The 17,224-nt window shown below is 65.7% G+C and carries 20 protein-coding genes; 13 read left to right on the forward strand and 7 right to left on the reverse strand.

Features of this window, described 5'->3' with window-relative positions:
• Entirely contained in the window at positions 1–1,386 is a 1,386-nt protein-coding gene (locus ACFTOW_RS08575) for a DUF1800 domain-containing protein (protein ID WP_379914653.1), read from the reverse strand.
• A 202-nt stretch (positions 1,387–1,588) separates the two neighbouring features.
• Between ACFTOW_RS08575 and ACFTOW_RS08580 the strand changes: the two genes are divergently transcribed.
• Both ACFTOW_RS08580 and ACFTOW_RS08585 read left to right on the forward strand, forming a co-directional pair.
• On the forward strand, positions 1,589–2,221 hold the full coding sequence (locus ACFTOW_RS08580) for an MT-A70 family methyltransferase (protein WP_379914672.1): 633 nt from the start codon (positions 1,589–1,591) through the stop codon (positions 2,219–2,221).
• Between the two features lies 1 nt (position 2,222).
• A complete protein-coding gene (locus ACFTOW_RS08585; protein ID WP_379914654.1) occupies positions 2,223–2,936 on the forward strand; it encodes a BglII/BstYI family type II restriction endonuclease in 714 nt (237 codons plus the stop codon).
• A 3-nt stretch (positions 2,937–2,939) separates the two neighbouring features.
• Here the strand turns inward: ACFTOW_RS08585 and aspS are convergent, their stop codons facing one another.
• A complete protein-coding gene (gene aspS / locus ACFTOW_RS08590) occupies positions 2,940–4,922 on the reverse strand; it encodes an aspartate--tRNA ligase (protein ID WP_379914655.1) in 1,983 nt (660 codons plus the stop codon).
• A 259-nt stretch (positions 4,923–5,181) separates the two neighbouring features.
• On the opposite strand from aspS, the gene ACFTOW_RS08595 reads away from it, so the two are divergent.
• The gene (locus tag ACFTOW_RS08595) at positions 5,182–6,405 is read left to right on the forward strand and encodes a class I SAM-dependent methyltransferase (protein ID WP_379914656.1); all 1,224 of its coding nucleotides are present in this window, start codon (positions 5,182–5,184) and stop codon (positions 6,403–6,405) included.
• A 6-nt stretch (positions 6,406–6,411) separates the two neighbouring features.
• Here the strand turns inward: ACFTOW_RS08595 and ACFTOW_RS08600 are convergent, their stop codons facing one another.
• Positions 6,412–7,221, reverse strand: coding sequence for a protein-disulfide reductase DsbD domain-containing protein (locus ACFTOW_RS08600; RefSeq protein ID WP_379914657.1), 810 nt, complete (start codon positions 7,219–7,221; stop codon positions 6,412–6,414).
• 132 nt (positions 7,222–7,353) lie between these two features.
• Here ACFTOW_RS08600 and ACFTOW_RS08605 point away from each other — a divergent pair, with 132 nt between their 5' ends.
• The 8 genes from ACFTOW_RS08605 (at position 7,354) to plsY (ending at position 12,963) form a co-directional block, all read left to right on the forward strand.
• Positions 7,354–7,929, forward strand: coding sequence for a YqgE/AlgH family protein (locus ACFTOW_RS08605; RefSeq protein ID WP_379914658.1), 576 nt, complete (start codon positions 7,354–7,356; stop codon positions 7,927–7,929).
• 87 nt (positions 7,930–8,016) lie between these two features.
• The gene (locus tag ACFTOW_RS08610) at positions 8,017–8,979 is read left to right on the forward strand and encodes an aspartate carbamoyltransferase catalytic subunit (protein ID WP_379914659.1); all 963 of its coding nucleotides are present in this window, start codon (positions 8,017–8,019) and stop codon (positions 8,977–8,979) included.
• Positions 8,976–9,530 (forward strand): hypothetical protein, encoded by a 555-nt coding sequence (locus ACFTOW_RS08615; RefSeq protein ID WP_379914660.1) that lies wholly within the window; start codon positions 8,976–8,978, stop codon positions 9,528–9,530. The genes ACFTOW_RS08610 and ACFTOW_RS08615 overlap by 4 nt, the downstream gene beginning before the upstream one ends.
• Positions 9,527–9,973: a hypothetical protein gene (locus ACFTOW_RS08620; protein WP_379914661.1), complete on the forward strand. Its 447-nt coding sequence runs from the start codon at positions 9,527–9,529 to the stop codon at positions 9,971–9,973. The genes ACFTOW_RS08615 and ACFTOW_RS08620 overlap by 4 nt, the downstream gene beginning before the upstream one ends.
• Positions 9,966–10,427, forward strand: a complete 462-nt coding sequence (locus ACFTOW_RS08625) for a hypothetical protein (protein WP_379914662.1) — start codon at positions 9,966–9,968, stop codon at positions 10,425–10,427. The genes ACFTOW_RS08620 and ACFTOW_RS08625 overlap by 8 nt, the downstream gene beginning before the upstream one ends.
• Positions 10,424–11,002, forward strand: coding sequence for an aspartate carbamoyltransferase catalytic subunit (locus ACFTOW_RS08630; protein ID WP_379914663.1), 579 nt, complete (start codon positions 10,424–10,426; stop codon positions 11,000–11,002). The genes ACFTOW_RS08625 and ACFTOW_RS08630 overlap by 4 nt, the downstream gene beginning before the upstream one ends.
• 76 nt (positions 11,003–11,078) lie before the next feature.
• Complete coding sequence (pyrC, locus tag ACFTOW_RS08635) at positions 11,079–12,371, forward strand: dihydroorotase (RefSeq protein WP_379914673.1); 1,293 nt, start codon at positions 11,079–11,081, stop codon at positions 12,369–12,371.
• Complete coding sequence (plsY, locus tag ACFTOW_RS08640) at positions 12,358–12,963, forward strand: glycerol-3-phosphate 1-O-acyltransferase PlsY (RefSeq protein WP_379914664.1); 606 nt, start codon at positions 12,358–12,360, stop codon at positions 12,961–12,963. Before pyrC ends, plsY begins: the two co-directional genes overlap by 14 nt.
• Before the next feature lie 149 nt (positions 12,964–13,112).
• On the opposite strand, the gene ggt is transcribed toward plsY, so the two are convergent.
• Together ggt and ACFTOW_RS08650 are read right to left on the reverse strand one after the other, a co-directional pair.
• Positions 13,113–14,888 (reverse strand): gamma-glutamyltransferase, encoded by a 1,776-nt coding sequence (gene ggt / locus ACFTOW_RS08645; protein ID WP_379914665.1) that lies wholly within the window; start codon positions 14,886–14,888, stop codon positions 13,113–13,115.
• A gap of 189 nt (positions 14,889–15,077) precedes the next feature.
• On the reverse strand, positions 15,078–16,064 hold the full coding sequence (locus ACFTOW_RS08650; protein WP_379914666.1) for a 2-hydroxyacid dehydrogenase: 987 nt from the start codon (positions 16,062–16,064) through the stop codon (positions 15,078–15,080).
• A gap of 112 nt (positions 16,065–16,176) precedes the next feature.
• On the opposite strand from ACFTOW_RS08650, the gene ACFTOW_RS08655 reads away from it, so the two are divergent.
• Positions 16,177–16,674: an SH3 domain-containing protein gene (locus ACFTOW_RS08655; protein ID WP_379914667.1), complete on the forward strand. Its 498-nt coding sequence runs from the start codon at positions 16,177–16,179 to the stop codon at positions 16,672–16,674.
• A 3-nt stretch (positions 16,675–16,677) separates the two neighbouring features.
• On the opposite strand, the gene hemP is transcribed toward ACFTOW_RS08655, so the two are convergent.
• The gene (gene hemP, locus ACFTOW_RS08660) at positions 16,678–16,839 is read right to left on the reverse strand and encodes a hemin uptake protein HemP (protein WP_379914668.1); all 162 of its coding nucleotides are present in this window, start codon (positions 16,837–16,839) and stop codon (positions 16,678–16,680) included.
• Positions 16,836–16,994: a hypothetical protein gene (locus tag ACFTOW_RS08665; RefSeq protein ID WP_379914669.1), complete on the reverse strand. Its 159-nt coding sequence runs from the start codon at positions 16,992–16,994 to the stop codon at positions 16,836–16,838. Before ACFTOW_RS08665 ends, hemP begins: the two co-directional genes overlap by 4 nt.
• 14 nt (positions 16,995–17,008) lie before the next feature.
• On the opposite strand from ACFTOW_RS08665, the gene ACFTOW_RS08670 reads away from it, so the two are divergent.
• The coding region (locus ACFTOW_RS08670) for a hypothetical protein (RefSeq protein WP_379914670.1) at positions 17,009–17,224 on the forward strand (216 nt) is incomplete at its 3' end.

Here is a 17,224-nt window from a genome sequence, read left to right on the forward strand (position 1 = left end):
TCATTTCCTCTGAAAGGCGGGTGAGGACAGGATCAACCCCACCCCCTCGCGCCGGTTTTCGGCTGCCTGCGCGGCAAACACCACCGCCTCCGGCGCATTCGGGCCCAGCGCGTGGTCCACGAACTCACGCGGATCGGGCAGCCGGTCGCGCTGCAGCCGCGCGGGCATGGTCATCGCCCAGCTCATCCGCGCCGACAGTCCCTGCGGCGTGATCCAGGCGCTGTCATCCTCGGCCCAGCCATCCGGTCCCAACGGGGTTTCCCAGCGTTGGCCCATCAGAACCAGGGGCCGTTGCAACAGCCCGCGCAGCTCGTTCTCTTCGGCCCCGTCGAACCTGTCCGGCTCCACCGCCAGCGCCCGCGCGGCCGATGTCATGAATTCCCATGGCTGCTTGACGTTCTGCAACCCGGGCGCCCAGGCGGCGGGATGCTCCAGCAGCGCCGCGGTCACCGCCATCAGATCGCCCTCCGTTTCGGCAAACCGTGCCGTCAGATGCGCCACCAGCGCCGGATCGGGCCGGTCCGCCACGAAATGCACTGCCAGCTTTTGCGCCACATGCGCGGCCGTGGCCGGATGGGTGGCCAGATCATCCAGCACCGCAAAGATATCGGCCACATTCCCCTCTGTGCCGCCATAGCTGCGGCCCAGCACGGTTTCGGCGCCCGGCTCGGCAAGGTCCTTGCGAAACTTGAACCCGCTGCGACCGTCAAAATACATGCCGGTGAACAGCTCGGCCAGTTGCCGCACATCGTCCTGCGAATACGGCCCCTCCACCCCCAGCGTATGCAGTTCCAGCACCTCGCGCGCCAGATTCTCGTTCAGCCCGGCACGCCCGCCGCTGTTCAGCCCGCGACGGCTGTTGGGCCCGATCGAGCGGTGCTGATCCAGGTAATGCAGCATCATCGGGCTGGTGACGGCGGCGCGCAGCAGGTCGGCAAACCGGCCCGTCACATGTGGGCGGATCGCCTCTTCGACATAGGGCGTGGCCGCACGGCGGATCGTGCCGGCTTTGCCCACGGCCGTGAAATGGTCAGCCCAGAACCACGTCAGCCGCTCGCGCAGGCCATTATCCGTCCAGACCCGACGCAGCATTCGCTGCGCCTGCCACTCGGACTGCGCGATCCGGGCGTGCTTGCGCTCAAGCTGCTGCGCCTTGCGCGCCTCTTGCGCCTCTGGCGTGCCGCGGTTCTTGCGCCTTGTCTCAAGAAACCCTTCCGCGCGTATCATCCGCTCGCGAAAGGTGGTGAAATCCTCGACCGGAAAGCGCGCGGCGATGGCATCGGGACCGGCCAGCCGGTACAGCATGGCATCAGCCGAAGGCGGCGCCGCCACCATGGGCGACAGCCCGCAACCAAAACGAATCTCTGCCAGAACCGGATCGAACATGGGGCCACCCTGCATGACTGCATGTGCAGCATACCAGACGCGCCACGGTTTGAAACACCAACGCGCCGCAGCCCGGCATCACATCGGCGCTACCTTGGGCACGGTGCGCACGGAAAGACCGGCAATCAACATTTGTGCAACAGGTTATGTTCCTATAATGTTCCAAGTGACATTCATGATGGAGTTCGCCTATATGTTGGATATGAGCAGCTCAGCCAATCAAGATCTACGACGCTTCCTTGACACCGACAGGTTTGCCACCGTGATGGCAGACCCCCCGTGGCGGTTCACCAACCGCACCGGCAAGGTCGCGCCCGAACACAAGCGGCTGTCGCGCTATCCGACCATGACACTGGAAGACATCTGCGCCCTGCCCGTGGCCGATCATCTGGAAGATACCGCGCATTGCTACCTTTGGGTTCCGAATGCGCTGTTGCCCGAAGGCCTGCAGGTGCTGCGGTCCTGGGGGTTTGAGTACAAATCCAACATCATCTGGCACAAGATCCGCAAGGACGGCGGCAGCGACGGGCGCGGCGTGGGGTTCTATTTCCGCAACGTGACAGAGGTGTTGTTGTTCGGCACCCGTGGGAAAAGCGCGCGCACGCTTCCGCCCGGGCGTCGTCAGGTCAACATGATGCAAACCCGCAAACGTGAACACTCGCGCAAACCGGATGAGCAGTACGACCTGATCGAAAGCTGTTCCTGGGGCCCGTATCTGGAGCTTTTCGGACGCGGTGTACGTGACGGCTGGACCGTGTGGGGCAATCAGGCCGACGCAGATTACAAACCCGGTTGGAAAACCTATCCCTACAATTCGGGCGTCGCGGCAGAGTGAAATGGCACGCCGGATCGATGATGCTGTCTTTGACAGGACCGATCTTGTAAAGGCGCAACTGGGCTGGGATCTGGGCCACAGGTATTCTGTCACCAGCTACCGCAGTGCCGCCGCTGTGCTGTCTCAGCGGGCACCAGATGAAATGGCGTCGATTCTCAGCGTTCTGCGGGACTTCACGATAAGTCAGACCGAGATTCGCTCGCCGGGCGGCAATCGGATGTCGGCAACGACACGGTTTGGTGATCTCGCTGCCAGAGAAGGGTTCCGTCAGGAAGTCAGGATAGAAGCCGATCTTCTGGTCAAGCTGCGCGAAGGCAAGGGTGACAAGGCCCCTGAAATCGACCGCATCCTGCGCGAAGACTATATTCACAACCACCTTGTCGATTTCTGGCGCGGACGCGTGGCGTTCGACTACGAGTGGAACAGCAAGGACCAAACCTACGATCGCGACCTCTACGCCTTTCGCAGCTTTTTCGAGGCCGGAGTGATCGACGTTGGCGTCATCGTCACCCGCGAGCTGTCGCAGGAGTATTTTCTGTCCCTTGGCTATTGTCTGGACAAGAACGGAAACGAAACCTCCAGCACGGTTGCCGCCAAATTCGGGGCAAGCACGACCGGAACCCATAAACTGATCAGCCGGATTGCCGCTGGCCGAAGCGGTGGATGCCCGGTGCTTGTCTTCGGCATATTGCCCGAAAACATCACACCGGACTGACCCTCACTCCTGCGGGATCACCCGCAGGCCCAGTTCCATCAACTGATCGCTGTCAGGATCGCTGGGGGCGGCCATCATCAGATCCTCGGCGCGCTGGTTCATCGGGAACATGATCACCTCGCGGATGTTCTGTTCCTCGGCCAGCAGCATCACGATCCGGTCGATCCCCGCCGCACAGCCACCGTGAGGCGGCGCGCCATACTGGAACGCGTTGACCATGCCGCCGAACCGCTTGCGCACCTCGGCCTCGCCATAGCCCGCCAGTTCGAACGCCTTGATCATGATGTCCAGCTTGTGGTTCCGGATCGCGCCGGAAATCAGCTCGTAGCCGTTGCAGGCCAGGTCATACTGATAGCCCAGCACGTTCAGCGGATCGCCCTGCAACGCCTCCAGCCCGCCTTGCGGCATGGAAAACGGGTTGTGGCTGAAATCGACGCGGCCCGACTCCTCGTCGGCCTCGTACATCGGGAAATCCACGATCCAGGCAAAGGCAAAGCGGTTCAGGTCGGTCAGGCCCAGTTCCAGCCCGATCACGTCGCGCGCCTTGCCGGCGACACGTTCGAACGCCTGCGGCTTGCCGCCAAGGAAGAATGCGGCATCGCCCACGCCAAGCCCAAGTTGCTGACGGATCGCCTCGGTCCGCTCGGGGCCGATGTTCTTGGCGAGGGGGCCGGCGGCTTCCATCGTGTAGGCTCGGGTTAGGAAAGCGACCTTTTCTTTGTCGCCCGCCTTCTTTGCGTCCGCAATCGCTTGTTGGCGTCGCGCGTACTCGGCTCCCATCAGGACTTCATCATTGAATTCCGTAAGGAAATCGTCGACGTCTTCCATGTTGGATACAACACCCTCAACGTCCCACTTTTTGAGGAGCTCGGCTGCACGCTTATTGATGTCTGCAGACAATGACTCACGCCAGAAGATATACCCCATCCCCGGCAGACCCTCTTTCTGGGCAAAGGCGTTCATTCGGTCGCAGAACTTGCGGCTGCCACCACCCGGCGCGGGGATGGCGCGCACTTCGGTGCCTTCCTGCTCCAGCAGCTTGGCAAAGATCGCGAAACCGCTGCCGCGGAAATGATCCGAGCAATCCTGCATCTTGATCGGATTGCGCAGGTCGGGCTTGTCGGTGCCGTACCACAGCGCGGAGTCGCGATAGGAAATCTGCGGCCACTCGGCATCGACGGTCTTGCCGCCGCCGAACTCCTCGAAAATCCCGGCCACGACAGGCTGGATCGTGTCGAACACGTCCTGCTGCTCGACAAAGGACATCTCCATGTCGAGCTGATAGAAATCGGTGGGCGAGCGGTCGGCGCGCGGGTCTTCGTCGCGGAAACAGGGCGCGATCTGGAAATACTTGTCAAAGCCGCTGACCATGATCAGCTGCTTGAACTGCTGCGGGGCCTGCGGCAGGGCATAGAACTTGCCCGGATGCAGGCGGCTGGGCACCAGGAAATCGCGCGCACCTTCGGGCGACGACGCGGTGATGATCGGCGTCTGGTATTCGCGGAACCCCTGATCCCACATGCGGCGGCGCATCGACGCCACCACGTCGGAGCGCAGGGTCATGTTGCGCTGCATCGCCTCGCGCCGCAGGTCGAGATAGCGATAGCGCAGGCGCGTTTCCTCGGGGTATTCCTGATCGCCGAACACCATCAGCGGCAGTTCGGCGGCCGCGCCCAGCACCTCGATCCCGCGGATATAGACCTCGATCTCGCCGGTGGGCAGCTTGGGGTTGACCAGCGATGCGTCGCGCGCCTTGACCTCGCCGTCGATGCGGATGCACCATTCGCTGCGCACCTTTTCGACATCGGCAAACACCGCGCTGTCGGGGTCGCACAGAACCTGCGTCATGCCGTAATGATCGCGCAGGTCAATGAACAGCACCCCGCCATGATCGCGCACGCGATGCACCCAGCCCGACAGGCGGACGGTCTGGCCCACGTTTTGCTTGGTCAGTTCGGCGCAGGTATGGCTGCGAAAGGCGTGCATGATGGCGATCCCTTGGGAGGTAAATGGCGGTTCGCGCCGATACACCTTGGTTGGCGCTGGAAGTCAAGGCGGCGTGCCGGTTTTGCGGGCGAACCGCGGCCCGAATCCGGCAGGCCCGACACGCCGATCTTTACACATTCCAGAATCGGCGTAGCATATCCGCACGAGCAGACGGGGGTACACCCCCCGGGGCAGGTTCCTTGACCGTCCATGGGCGCGCCGGGTGGGCGCGTTTGTCAACGTGAAGGAGGGATAGCCCATGTGGACAAGATATCTGGACAGAATGTTGTCGCATCTGGTGCGGCAGGGCGAATTGCGCGTCACCTTTCCCGATGGCACCACGCGCCGCTATGGCACGGGCCAGCCCTCGGTGGCGATCACCCTGCATGCGCCCTCGCTGCCCCGGCGGCTGGTGCTGACCCCGCACATGGCGTTGGGCGAGGGCTACATGAACGGCGAGCTGACGGTCTCTGGCGACGACCTGCGCGCCCTGTTGGACCTGATCACCCGCAACCTGTCGCGCAACGGTCTGCCGGGGTTTCAACGCCCTCTGAACGGCCTGCGCCGGATGGGCCGCTGGCTGCAGCAGTTCAACCCCGCCTCGCGGTCGCGGCGCAACGTGGCCCATCACTATGACCTGTCGGCCGAGCTGTACGACCTGTTCCTGGATGCCGACCGGCAGTATTCCTGCGCCTATTTCACCCGCCCCGACATGTCGCTGGACGAGGCGCAGCAGGCCAAGAAACACCACATCGCGCAAAAGCTGCTGATCCGTCCGGGGATGCGGGTGCTGGACATCGGCTGCGGCTGGGGCGGCATGGCGCTGACACTGGCGCGCGATTACGGCGCGCAGGTTCTGGGCGTGACCCTGTCCACCGAACAGCACACCCTGGCCACCCACCGCGCGCACCAGGCCGGGCTGGACGGCCAGGTGCAGTTCCGGCTGATGGATTACCGCGATGTGCAGGGGCCCTTCGACCGCGTCGTCTCGGTCGGCATGTTCGAACACGTGGGCGTGCCGCATTACCGCGCGTATTTCAACAAGGTCCACGACCTGCTGACACCCGACGGCATCGCCTTGATCCACAGCATCGGGCGCACCACGCCGCCCGCGGCCACCAGCCCGTGGATCACGAAATACATATTTCCCGGCGGCTATTGCCCGTCGCTGTCCGAAACCATGGCCGCGCTGGAACGCAGCGGGCTGGGCAGCACCGATATCGAGGTCTGGCGCCTGCATTACGCCGAGACCCTGCGCCACTGGCACGACCGTTTCACCGCGAACGAGGCAAAGGCCCGCGCGCTGTATGATGACCGGTTCTGCCGGATGTGGCGGTTTTACCTGCTGGCCAGCGAATTCACCTTCCGCAACGCGGGTCAGGTGGTGTTCCAGATGCAACTGGCCCGCCGGCAGGATGCCGTGCCGCTGACGCGCGATTACCTCTATCCGGCCGGGGCCGACGCGGCGCTTGCGGCCGAATAGCCGCGTTCAGGGCGCGGGGCAGCCCCGGATATCCACCGCTTGCCCGGTGCCCAGCACCGTCAGCCGCAGGCCCGACCGGTCCAGCGCAAAGGCCCCGCCGTTCATATGCATCAGCCTGGTCTGCGCGGTCAGCACGCCGCCCTTGTGGCTCAGCTCGGGCTCGGCCACCCAGACCTGCGGATCGGCGGTTTCCACCACCAGCGCCGTGGCCTCACCGGCGCGCGGCAGGGCCACCCGCGCAGTCAGGCGCAGCCCGTCCTGAATGGGCGAAACCGCACAATCGGCCCATTTCACCCCCGCCTCGGCCCCCGAGACCGGAACATCCGTCATCGCCGCGACGATGCGCGGATCGGGCCGTCCGGCATCGGGCAGGCTGGCCGAGACCCGCAGATCGACCGGCACGCAGACATCCTGACAGATGCCAAGCTGCACATGGGCCTGCAGATCCACCGCCCGCCCTGCCCGCTGCGGTGCGATCTTCAACGGCAGGATCAGTTCCCGCTTGTACCCGATCGAGCGCATGCCGTTCTGCCAGAACACCACCGGCGTCGGCCAGACCGGTGTGACCGCGCCCAGATTGCCCGATCCCGACCAGTCGAACAGCGGCGGTATGCCCGCATCACCCGGCGCGCGCCAATAGGTCTTCCAGCCGTCCGCCAGCACCAGCCGCAGCGCGGCAACGTGCTGCCCGTCTGGCATGCGCCAGCCCGGCAGAACCTCGGCCCGGACCATGTCGGCATAGGGGTTTGCACGGGCCACCGGCACGGCAAAGGCCGTGACAAGGCACAGGAGGGCAAGGGCGATGAACTGTCTCATACAAATGAAATGCGCCAAACCGCGCCGGAATCCAAGTCACGACTTGGCGACGCAGGCGCGAGCGCCCCCTTGCCACGCCCCGCCCCCCCCGCCATGCTGGACAGCGATGCATACAGACCCCATATCCACCCGATGACGGACACAACCAACGAACTGGACCTGACAGGCAAGCTGCTGATCGCCATGCCGGGCATGGGTGACCCGCGCTTTGCCAAGTCGCTGGTGTTCATTTGTGCCCATTCGCCCGAGGGCGGCATGGGGCTGATGGTGAACAAGCCCACCGGCGACATCGCGTTTCAGGACCTGCTGGAGCAGCTCGAGATTCCGCACCAGGCCGAAACTCCCAGCATGCCGGTGCATTTCGGCGGGCCGGTGGAAACCGGGCGCGGATTCGTGCTGCACGGGCGTGATTTCACCTCGGCGCTGAACACGCTTGAGATCGAGGGCGGATTCGGCCTGACCGCCACACTGGACGTGCTCGAGGAAATGGCGCGCGGCATGGGCCCGGCCAACGCGCTTGTCGCGCTGGGCTATGCCGGCTGGGGTCCGGGCCAGTTGGAGGACGAGATCGCCGACAACGGCTGGCTGACCTGTGACGCGACCCTTGATCTGGTGTTCCATCCCGACAACGATGCAAAATGGGAGGCGGCGCTGAATTCCCTTGGCGTGGGCGCGCTGACCCTCTCGGCCGAGGCCGGGCGCGCCTGAGCGGGACAAACTGTTGCGATTGCAACCCGTTGCCCCCTGCCCGCCCCGCGCCTATAACAGGCACCGGACAGCAAGGGATCACGCAACATGAGCTTTCATCAAAAGCACCTGCTGGGCATCGAACCCCTGCACCCGTCCGAGATCACCGCGCTGCTGGACCTGTCCGACCAGTATGTCACCCTGAACCGGCAGGCCAACAAGCATTCCGACGCGCTGGCCGGGCTGACGCAGATCAACATGTTCTTTGAAAACTCCACCCGCACGCAGGCAAGTTTCGAACTGGCGGGCATGCGGCTGGGCGCGGATGTGATGAACATGGGCATGCAGGCCAGCAGCATCAAAAAGGGCGAGACCCTGATCGACACGGCGCTGACCCTGAACGCCATGCACCCCGATCTTCTGGTGGTGCGCCACCCCCATTCCGGCGCGGTGGACCTGCTGGCGCAAAAGGTCAATTGCGCGGTGCTGAACGCAGGCGACGGGCGGCACGAACACCCCACGCAGGCGCTGCTGGACGCGCTGACCATCCGCCGCGCCAAGGGTCGGCTGCACCGCCTGTCCATCGCGATCTGCGGCGACATCGCCCACAGCCGCGTGGCACGCAGCAACATCATGCTGCTGGGCAAGATGGAAAACCGCGTGCGCCTGATCGGCCCGCCCACGCTGATGCCCGCGGGCATCGCCGATTTCGGGGTCGAGGTGTTCGACGACATGCGCGAGGGTTTGCAGGATGTGGATGTGGTGATGATGCTGCGGCTGCAAAAGGAACGCATGGACGGCGGCTTCATCCCGTCCGAGCGCGAGTATTTCCACCGCTACGGTCTGGACGCCGAGAAACTGGCCTGCGCCAAGCCCGACGCCATCGTCATGCACCCCGGCCCGATGAATCGCGGGGTCGAGATCGACGGCACGATCGCCGACGACATCAACCGCTCTGTCATTCAGGAGCAGGTCGAGATGGGCGTGGCCGTGCGCATGGCGGCGATGGACCTGCTGGCGCGCAACCTGCGCGCAGCGCGTGCCGAACAGAACGCCGGGGTGATGGCATGACCGACCGGATGGAGATCAGCGCGACCGAGGCCGGGTTGGTCCGCGTGTTTGCCATCGACCTGCCCGACGACAGGATCGATGACCTGGGCACGCCCGACGCCCCCGACGTGGACGCGATCCGGCAGGCGCTGGGCGCCACCGCTCTGTCACCCCAGCACGTGGACCTGCTGCGCCTCGCCGATCTGGGCGAGATGGGGCTGGATGGCTACCTGGTCGACGGGCTGGGCGTGGCCGAACCCGACATCGCCTCCGACCGCACCCGCCTGCGCGGGCTCAGGGGGCACGCGCTGGTGCTGCCCTCGGCGGCCTTGATGGACACCGCCCAAACCCTGACCCCGCGCGGGCCGCTGCGCTGGGTCGGCACCTATGCCGAGCCGCGCGCCACAACCGATTTCACCCCCCTGCGCAGCCAGGCCGCGCAGGACACCGCAGACGCACAAGCGCCGCGCAAACCCCCGCCGTCTGACGCCGCCATGTCCGGGCGCGTTGCCACCATCGTGCTGCTGGTGCTGTTCGCACTGGTCGCCGTCATGGTCTGGATCGCGGGATGAGCAGCTATGCCAACACCCCCACAACCCAACTGGCACCGGGCGAGGCGGTGCAGACCAGCTTTACCGCCGACCGCGGCACCTACTACCGCGATCACGCCTGGCTGGCCGCGGCGGCGATGGCGCTGGGCATGGGCATCCTGTGGGCCTTGGGCAACCCCCATGTCTGGACCGGCGCGGTGGGCGGTCTGGCCGCCGTTGCGGTCCGGGCGTTCTATGTCGCCTCGGACGAAATGGCCGTGCGCTGGGATCTGACCGACCGCCGCCTGCTGGGCCCCGGCACCCACGCCGTGCCCTTGGCGCAGATCAAGGCGATCAACACCCTTGGCAGCGCGGTGCAGATCGTCACCCACTCCGGCGACAAGCACCTCCTGAAGTACCAGAAGGACCGCGCCGCCACCCGCGCCCGGATCGAGGCCGCAAAGGCAGGCCACAGCGATGGCTGAACCGCTGTCGGAACACCTCGACCCCGGCGAGGTGCTGCGCGCCACCTGGCGCCCCGCCTTTGCCGTCTACCTGCGGCGCGAGGCCTTCGTTCTGGCCGCCACCGCGCTGGGGTTCGCCCCGCTGGTGATCTACATGGACAACCCGCGCGCCTGGGCGCTGCTGCCGCTGGTGGTGCTGGTCGATCTGGTGGTGTTCGACAATCTGGGCGACTGGCAACGCAACCGACGCCTGGTCTGGCTGCTGACCGATCAGCGCCTGCTTCAGATCGACACCACCGATCCGCTGGCCACCCGCTCGATCGCGCTGCCCCACATCGCCCGGATGCGCCGCCTGCTGTTCTGGCGGCTGTTCGTCGTGGGCGACGCGCGCGAAATCATCGACATCGCCTATGTCCGCGATCTGGGCCGCTTGCGCGCATACCTCGCCACCGCACGCGAAGGGGCCACCGCATGACGCGTCCAGACCCCTGGCAGGACATCCTCGATCCGGGCGAGACGATCCTGTGGCAGGGTCGCCCCGACCCGCGCCCGCATTGGGCCGCCCTGTCGCTGCACCGCGCCGCCAGCGGGCTGGTCGTCACCCTGATCGCCCTGTTCTGGATCGGGGTCGCCAGCCGCATCACCTCGGACGGTGATTTTCCCGCGCCGTTCCACCTGTTTCCGCTGTTCGGCCTGCCGTTTCTGGCCGTCGGCCTGTACCAGCTTGCAGGCCACGTGCTGTGGGAGGCGTATCGCCGCGCGCATACCTGGTACACCCTGTCCGACCGCCGCGCCTTCATCGCCACCGACCTGCCCCTGCGCGGCAAGACCCTGCGCAGCTATCCGATAACGTCCGACACCATCCTGACCTTTGACGATTCCGATCTGGCCTCGATCGGGTTCGCGTTCGAGCCTGTGCCGATGAAACGCACCACCCGGATGCGCGGCGTGGGGTTCGAACGCATCGCAGACGGGCGCACCGTCTATGCCCTGCTGCGGGGCGTGCAGGCCAGCGCCGCCCGCACCAGCCAAGGCGTACACCCGGAATGATCGCCCCCTTGCCCCTGCCGCCGCTTGGGTGTTTACCCTGACGCGCCACAAGGCCCGCGCTACAAAGGATGTGACCATGCCCGCCACGCTGTTCACCAATGCCCGCATCATCGACCCGCAGGCGGGCAGCGTCACCCATGGCGCGCTGCTGGTCGAAAACGGGATCATCACCGCACACGGGGCCGAACTGCCCGTGCCGAAAGGCGCGCAGGTTTTCGATTGCAACGGGCTGCACCTGGCCCCCGGCATCGTCGATATCGGCGTCAAGGTCTGCGAACCGGGCGAACGGCACAAGGAATCGTTTCGCTCGGCCGGGCTTGCAGCCGCCGCCGGTGGGGTGACCACCATGATCACCCGCCCCGACACCACGCCCGCCATCGACACGCCCGAAACGCTGGAATTTGCCGCGCGCCGCGCCGCACAGGCCGCCCCCGTGCGCGTGCTGCCCATGGCCGCGCTGACCAAGGGCCGCGCGGGTCGTGAGATGACCGAGATCGGATTCCTGCTGGATGCCGGGGCCGTCGCCTTTACCGATTGCGACCATGTCACCACCGACACCAAGGTTCTCAGCCGCGCGCTGACCTATGCCCGCAGCCTTGGTGCGCTGGTCCTGCTGCACCCGCAAGATCCCGGCCTGTCGCAGGGGGCCGCCGCCACCTCGGGCAAGTTCGCCTCGCTGCGCGGGCTGCCCGCCGTCAGCCCGATGGCCGAGCGTATGGGGATCGACCGCGACATCGCCCTGATCGAGATGACGGGCGCAGCCGTGCATTTCGACCAGATCACCACCGCCCGTGCCCTGCCCGCGCTGGAGCGCGCCAAGCGCAACGGGCTGAACGTGACCGCCGGCACCTCGATCCATCACCTGACGCTGAACGAACTCGACGTCGCCGACTATCGCACCTTCTACAAGGTCAAGCCGCCCCTGCGATCGGAGGATGACAGGCTGGCCACGCTCGACGCCCTGCGTCACGGGCTGATCGACATCATCAGCTCGATGCACACCCCGCAGGACGAGGAGTCCAAACGCCTGCCGTTCGAGGAGGCCGCCAGCGGCGCGGTCGCCCTGCAAACCCTGCTGCCCGCGGCGCTGCGCCTGTTTCATTCCGGCGACCTGACCCTGCCGCAGCTGTTCCGCGCCATGGCCCAGAACCCCGCCGATCGTCTGGGCCTGCCGCAGGGGCGTCTGACCCCCGGTGCCCCCGCCGACCTGATCGTGTTTGACGCGGGCGCGCCTTTCGTGCTGGATCGCTTCACCCTGCTGTCGAAATCGAAAAACACGCCCTTTGACGGCGCGCGCCTTCAGGGCAAACTGCGCGCCACCTACGTCGCGGGCGAATTGGTGCATGGAGGCCTCGATGCCCGCGCTTGAAACCGCCCAATCGCTGCTGATCCTGTGGGCCGTGATCGGCTATCTTCTGGGGTCCATCCCCTTTGGAATGGTGCTGGCCAAGGTCATGGGCCTTGGCAACCTGCGCGAGATCGGATCGGGCAACATCGGGGCCACCAACGTGCTGCGCACCGGCAACAAGGCCGCCGCCGCGCTGACGCTGATCCTCGACGGAGCCAAGGGTGCGGTGGCCGTGCTGCTGGCCCGCGCGCTGGCAGGCGAGGATGCGGCGCAACTGGCCGGGCTGGCGGCCTTCATCGGCCATATCCACCCGGTCTGGCTGCGATTTCGCGGCGGCAAGGGCGTGGCGACCTTTCTTGGCGTGATACTGGCGCTGGCCTGGCCCGTGGGTCTGGCGCTCTGCGCCACATGGCTGGTCACCGCCGCCTTGGCGCGCATCTCGTCCATGGCCGCGCTGGTGGCGGCGGCAACATCGACGATCTGGATGGTGCTGCTGGGCCATGGCCAGCTCTTTGCGCTGGGCGTGGCACTGACCTTGCTGGTGTTCTGGACCCACCGCACCAACATCTCGCGCCTGCGCGCCGGGACCGAGCCGAAGATCGGTCAGAAATAGTCGGGCGTCGCGCAGGCAGCGCGCGCCCGGTTAACCCAAATCCGCCGCCAAATCCGGGCAAACCGCCTGTGCATGCAATGTGCATGGGCAGTGCATGGCCGGTGCATCGGCATTTTTCTGTCAAATCAAGGCGTTAACCCTGTTTCGCGTCACTCGCCCAGCGCAACCCCCTCGCGCCGCGGATCAGCCCCACCGCGCAGCCCCTCGGGCCCGATGGAAATGGCATGGATACCCGAGTTCAGATCGCTGATATTGACCTCATATCCCATCGCCTCCAACGGTCCGGCCAGTTCCGCTGCACTGGTGCCTTCTTCCAGATCATAGGTGCCAAAGCGGTTCACCAGATGCGGCAACGCCACCGCCTGCTGCACGTCCAACCCCCAGTCGACAAAGGCAATTATCGTCTTGGCAACATAGCCGATGATGCGGCTGCCACCGGGGCTGCCCACCACCAGAACCGGCGTTCCATCGCGCAGAACGATGGTCGGCGCCATCGATGACCGGGGCCGCTTTCCCGGGGCCACCGCATTGGCCACGGGACGACCGTCAACATGGCTGCGGAAGGAAAAGTCCGTCAATTCGTTGTTCAGCAGAAACCCCCGCACCATCACCCGGCTGCCAAAGCCGTTCTCGATCGTCGTGGTCATGCTCAACGCATTGCCATACTTGTCAAAAATCGAGATATGCGAGGTCGAGGGCCGCGCCATATCCAGCCCCGGCGCATAGTCCCGGGCATGGTCGAATTCCGGCTGTCCCGGGGCTACCTCGGGCAGCGCGTCGTCACCATCCAACAAGGCCGCGCGCTGATCCAGATAATCCTTCGAGATCAGCCCCTTGACCGGCACCGGCACGAAATCGCTGTCGGCCATGTACAGCCCCCGGTCGGCAAAGGCCAAGCGGCTGGCATCCCCGATCAGCCGCCACGCCTCGGCACTCTCAGGCCCCGGCATATCGTGCCGGTCCAGCATCCCCAGGATCTGCCCCACGGTAAGCGCCCCCGAGCTTGGCGGCCCCATCCCGCAGACATCCGCACCACGGTAGTCCACACAGACGGCCGGGCGCTCGCGCACCTCGTAGTTGCTCAGATCCAGCGCCGACAAGACACCGGGATTGTCCGCCTCGCGCACCGCGCGCACGATATCCGCCGCGATCTCGCCGGTATAGATCGCCTGCGATCCGTCCACCGCCATACGCCGCAAAACCTCTGCATACTCAGGGTTTTGCAGCAACGATCCCTCGGCCAAAGGCGCGCCACCCTGCAGGAAATAGGCCGCCGTCACCGGGTGACTGGACAGCCGTTCGGCATCGCGTGCCACGGCCCCCGCCAAGCGCGGCGAGACGGCAAACCCCTCTTCGGCCAACCCGATCGCATTGTCGAACAAACCAGCCCAATTGGCCCGTCCCCAACGCCTGTGCGCGGCCTCCATCAACGCCGGCGTGCCCGGCACCCCCACCGACCGGCCGCCCACGACCGCCTCGAAAAACCCCAGGGGCGCGCCAGTCTCATCCTGAAACAGGCGCGGCGTGGCGGCCAAGGGTGCGGTTTCGCGCCCGTCCAGCGTCGTCACCTCGCCGCTCAGGGCGTCGTACCACACCAGAAACGCGCCGCCGCCCAGACCCGAGCTTTGCGGCTCCACCAGCCCCAGCACCGCCTGAACCGCCACCATCGCATCCGCAGCCGTGCCACCATCGCGCAACACCCTGGCCCCGGCATCGACCGCCAGCGGATTGGCCGCCGCGATCATCCAGTCCCGCGCCGCGACCGGCACACCTGCCGCCTTGGCCTGCTGCGCCGCCGCCACCGCATCGGAAGTCACCACCGCACCGGCCCCCCGACCCTCGGGCGCCACCGTATCGGCCGCCTCCTGCGCCAACGCGACCGAAACCATGACACTCAAGCCAAGGGAAAAAACGAACTGCCGCATGGAAATCTCCCTGATCTTCATCTTGCCCCTAAACTCCCGCCGGAGGCATCTGACACCAGCATCCAACGCCACTGCCTGATAACGGCACGACAGGCCCGCACCACGCACCCGCCGCACCAGCGGCATCGCCCTTTGAGGGCGCAAGGGTGGGCGGGTGGGCGCCCGAAAAGGGCGATCCCACGCCGGAAATCACAGCATCGACGGCACCACCTGGTCGGGCGGGCGGTGGCCATCGGCAAAGGTCTTGATGTTGATCAGCACCTTCTCGCCCATCTCCAGCCGCCCCTCGCGCGTGGCGCTGCCCATATGCGGCAGCAGCACCACGTTGGGCAGTTCGCGCAGGCGCGGGTTCACGTCATGGCCGTGTTCGTACACATCCAGCCCCGCGCCCGCGATCTCGCCCGCGCGCAGCATCCGGGTCAGGGCGTTCTCGTCGATCACCTCGCCCCGGCTGGTGTTCACGATCACCGCTTCGGGTTTCAGCAACCGCAACCGCCGCGCATTCATCAGATGAAACGTCGAGGGCGTGTGCGGGCAGTTGATGCTGATCACATCCATCCGCGCCACCATCTGGTCCAGACTGTCCCAGTATGTCGCCTCGTGCTGCTCCTCTACGTCGGGGCGCAACCGCTTGCGGTTGTGATAGTGGATCTGCATGCCAAAGGACCGTGCCCGCCGCGCCACCGCCTGCCCGATCCGGCCCATGCCAAGGATGCCCAGTCGCTTGCCGCCCACGCGCCCGCCCAGCAGCGCGGTGGGCGACCAGCCCTGCCAGCCGCCGGTCTGCATCAGCGCCAGACCTTCGGGAATCCGCCGTGTCACTGCCAGGATCAGCGCCATGGTCATGTCTGCGGTATCGTCTGTCAGCACCCCGGGCGTGTTCGACACAAGGATGCCCCGCTGCCGCGCGGTCGACACGTCGATATGATCGAAGCCCGCGCCGTAATTCGCGATCAGTTTCAGCCGCGCCCCCGCCTGTCCCAGCATGCCCGCATCGATATGGTCGCCGATGGTCGGCACCAGGATATCGGTGTCCTTCATCGCGGCAATCAGGTCGTCCCGGGTCATCGGTGTGTCGTCGTCGCGCAGACGGACGTTGAACAGTTCCATCAACCGCGTTTCCACCGCTTCGGGCAGGCGTCGCGTCACGACAACACTCAGACGTTCAGATGGCATGGCAGTCCTCCCCAGGCTTTCCAACTTGCGCAGTTGGTGGCAGAGTGGCCGATGAACAGCCGGGGCACAAGAACCCGGAATGAAAAACATCGGGCGCACGGGATCAGGCACCATGACCACGCATATCGGGCGGATTTTACTGTGCTTTCTCCTGCTCGCCACTGGCGTGGCCCAGGCGCAGGAACGCGGCCCCGAAACCAACCTGCCGATCCCGCGCTATGTCTCAATCCGCTCGGGCGAGGCGAACGTGCGGCGCGGCCCGTCGCTGACCCATCGCATCGACTGGGTGTTCACGCAAAAGGACATGCCGGTCGAGATCACCGCCGAACACGGGCACTGGCGCCGCATCCGCGACCGAGAGGGCGCGGGCGGCTGGGTGCATTACGCCTTGTTGTCGGGGGTGCGGACGGTGATCGTGGACAGCGACATGCTGCCGATCCATTCCCGCCCCGACCCCGGCAGCCCGGTCGTCGCCCAGCTGGAACTGGGCGTGATCGCGCGGCTGGGCGATTGCGGGCCGGACTGGTGCCGCCTCAACGTGGCAGGCTACCGGGGGTGGGCGCCCAAGTCGGCGCTATGGGGCGTCGCCCCGGACGAGATCCTGGAGTGAACGCTATTTCGTCAGGATCAGCTTGCCTGCACGGGTGATGCGCAGCGTGTAGATCTGGTCACCCAGCCGGATGAGGGCCAGATGACCGCCTGCCGTCAAAGCCTGCGCGTCATAGACCGGCGTTTCGGCCGCGCTGCTTTGCTCGAATGTCTGGCGCGGTATCATAGCCGTCCCTCCTGCCGCTCGAGCCGGTCCAGCAGCGCCTCGAGCGTCGGCATGTCGGGCAGCATGCTGTCGGCCAGCAGGCGATAGATCTCGGAACGGTCGGCACTGTGGCCCGCCCGTATGTCCGGGCGCGGAGTGGAATGCAGTCGGGTCATGCGCAAAAATCCTGTTGTCGCGTTTTTTCTGCGGTATCGGCTGGCCCGGAGCGTTGGGGTGGCTGAAAATATATATGACTATTTTTGTCGGATATGGCAAGCCCGGAAAAATGCCATGCAATAACGATGGGAAACCCGACCGTTCTGGCCTAGTACTACAGTTGCGCATTATGGCGAGTCTTTCGATGTGCGATGGCGGCAGCGACTTGATGCTCGCGTCGCCACCGCGA

It is taken from the genome of Lacimonas salitolerans (assembly GCF_042677865.1).
In the GTDB taxonomy this organism is placed as follows: domain Bacteria; phylum Pseudomonadota; class Alphaproteobacteria; order Rhodobacterales; family Rhodobacteraceae; genus Lutimaribacter; species Lutimaribacter salitolerans.